General features: G+C 64.9%; 2 protein-coding genes, 1 tRNA gene and 1 pseudogene. 1 reads left to right on the top strand and 3 read right to left on the bottom strand.

All coding sequences use genetic code 11. From position 1 onward, the window contains the following. Positions 1-222 (bottom strand): annotated as a pseudogene (locus WBF82_RS01405) (hypothetical protein); the annotation flags it as partial. Between the two features lie 161 nt (positions 223-383). Between WBF82_RS01405 and WBF82_RS01400 the strand changes: the two are divergent. Further along, positions 384-456: transfer RNA gene (locus tag WBF82_RS01400), tRNA-Lys, on the top strand. 56 nt (positions 457-512) lie between these two features. Here WBF82_RS01400 and WBF82_RS01395 read toward each other — a convergent pair. Then, positions 513-1,691, bottom strand: a complete 1,179-nt coding sequence (locus tag WBF82_RS01395) for a serine hydrolase domain-containing protein (protein WP_424381320.1) — start codon at positions 1,689-1,691, stop codon at positions 513-515. After that, positions 1,688-2,766, bottom strand: a 1,079-nt coding sequence (locus WBF82_RS01390; protein ID WP_424381319.1) for a biotin carboxylase, incomplete at its 5' end; no start/stop codon positions are given. The genes WBF82_RS01390 and WBF82_RS01395, both read right to left, overlap by 4 nt.

Below are 2,766 nucleotides of genomic sequence, written 5' to 3'. Positions count from 1 at the left end.
GCTGTCCACCGCGACGCCCACGGCGCCATCAGTCACCGACGCGCTGACCTTCGGGACGAGCAGGTCACCGAAGGGCGTGGCCTTGTCCATGATGGCTTTCGGCGGTGGGGCACCACCGGCGCCGCCGCAGGCTCCCGCGCCGAAAACGGCAAGCGGGACCATCAGCGCGGCCACCCATTGGCGGCACCAGCGCTGACGTGTCACCACACGACGACCTGCCACGTACGTTGTTTCCCCTTGCGACCCGCAACCCTCTGTTACTGGCGAGTATTCTAGGCGGTTGACGACTGTTAACAGTGGCCAGCGCTCAATCTCGGGCTTGGCGATTTCGCCCGCCGACGCGATGGCTGTTATTGTCGCAAACGCAGTCCAGCAGGTTCCAGGCGCCGTTAGCTCAGTTGGTAGAGCAGCTGACTCTTAATCAGCGGGTCCGGGGTTCGAAACCCTGACGGCGCACTTAAACCCCGTCCAACCTCGATCCGCTGGGGGACGGCGGAGATTGCAGCCTCGAGTTAACTTGTGACTCCGGCCAGTTCGTATGCCACGGCATCAAACGCGCGCAGCGTGTCTAGCATGTGCGGCTCATGGGAGTGCAGCTGCGTGGACAACTTGGCGGCGACCAGCTCTGCGGCACGGTTGACGTAAATCATCTGACCGCACATGCCGAGGCACAACACGACGTTGCTGCCCGGGTAGGGCAACCACATTTGGCTGCGATACATCCCGCCGGGCAATTCGGTGTCGTCGGGGCTGGCGGCGAACGCCAGACGCGAGTCCGGGCCGCCGTCGAGGATGTCGGCGATCCACGCCGCGGGCAACACTTGCTGGCCGGTGAGCGAGACGCCGTCACGCAAGAACAGCGACCCGAACCGGATCATGTCGGTAAGACATGCGTTGATGCCGCCGTCGAAGAATCCGATGCCAGCACTGTCTACGCCGATGGTGGCGTCGCATTGGGCGCCGATGCGGCCCCATAGCAATTCCGACATCAGGTCGGGCATCCGTTTGCCACCGGCGATCTCGCAGATCCAGCCGAGTACATCGGTTTCACAGGAGCGATATTCGAACGGGCCGCCGTGCGCCGACTTCTGCCGCAAGGTCAGCAGAAACTCGTGCAGCGTGGAAGGGACGTCCGGACGGCGCTTGGGCGCCCACCCCATCGCCTGGTCCAGGAGATGTATTTCTGCGGCCGGGTCGCCGTAGTTTTCTGAAAACGCGATACCCGATCGCATGTCCAGAAGGTGGCGCACCGTTGCACCGGCGTAGCCGCAGTTCGCCAGGGCGGGAATGAATGACGTGACCGGCGCGTCAAGCTCGATCGCACCGGCCCCGTGCAGCGCGCCGACGACGACTGCCACCAGCGACTTGCTCACCGAGAACAGCAGGTGGCGGGTGTGGGCCTTCATGCCGCCGAGGTACTCCTCGGCCACCATCGACCCGCGGTAGGTGACCGCCCACCCGTCGACAGCGGTGGCGGCCATCACCGCGCCGACGGTAGCGGCCACCCCTTTGGCGCTGGTCAATGGGATCTCAGCGATCGGAGCGCTGGCTGTACGCAACGCTGCGACCGGCCCGGTCCGGCGCGCGATTACCGCGGTCGGCACGAATTCTTCGACGTGTTGGAATGACCAATGCGAATATGGCGCCGACAGCCAGTTTTCCAGTGAGATACCGGCCGGCGCGTCGTTCACGCTCGTGCCACGAGGCGCGAGACGATTGGCGCGGCCGGTGCGAGGGGCGTGGAGACGAACTTCGCTTTCATGGCCTTGACCCAGCGCTGGCAGCGTTCGGTGAGGCGGTAGTCGTCAGTCTGCAGGTGTCCGCGGGTGACGAGCACGCCGAGTTGGGCGCCCTCGGAGCGCAAGTCGCCGGGCGCCGCGACCCGCATGTAGAAGGCCTCAGAACCGTCGAGCAGCGTGGCCCAATCATTGGCGGACCGCGCAAAGGAGGCGCGACCGTCGTCGTCGATGCGCCATACACCGGTGCGTGGCGTCGCGGTGAAAAGCTCGACATCCGGTGACGTCTCGTTGATTATCACTTGGCTCCAGACCTCGTCCTCGCCATAGCCCCGCTCCCAGCGCGAGTTGATCTCATCGATGTCGAGCTCGTACTCCACGCCCATGTACTCGAGCAGGTGAAAGAGGAACAGCGGCATGTCGGCGTAGGCCTCGGTCGTCAGATTCGTCATGGGGCTGGCGCCGGACAGGCGCGGGTTCACTTCGCCGAGGTAGAGCTCGTTGGAGTCCAGGTCATGCAGCAGATCCACTTCGAAGTAGCCCCGGTAGCCCTCGCGGCTGAGGATCTGGCCCAGCTTTCCCACCGTTGCTCGCGCAGCGTGTGTCTGGTCCGGCGGAAGGACCTCGCGCCAGATGTCATTGCCGCACCAGCTGCCCCGGTACGGAGTTAGCTCCGGATAACCGACCAGACTCGTCATCGCGGGTCCGATCACGGTGCCATGGCGGGTCACGGCGCCCTCGATGCACACCTCGACATTGCGGATGCGCTTCATGACTTTAAATTCCTGCTGCCCGGTCAGGTCACCGGCGTGCTCGTCCCAGTCGCGTTGACCGTGCACGAAAAACGTCCCGCTGCCGGCGTTCCCGTATGGGATCGAGACGACGAGGTCATCTCCCAATCCTGCGCCCTGCGCGAGCGCCAGCAGCTCGTCGTAGGAGCCGGCCCGCCCCATCACATGCGGCACGCTTGCTACGCCCGCCTCGTCGGCTAGGCGCGTCATGACGGTCTTGGAGCCCAGCCGATTGCGCA

The sequence above is a fragment of the Mycobacterium sp. genome (assembly GCF_049673265.1).
Classification (GTDB): Bacteria; Actinomycetota; Actinomycetes; order Mycobacteriales; family Mycobacteriaceae; genus Mycobacterium.
This window is presented reverse-complemented; position numbering and strand designations above follow the sequence as displayed.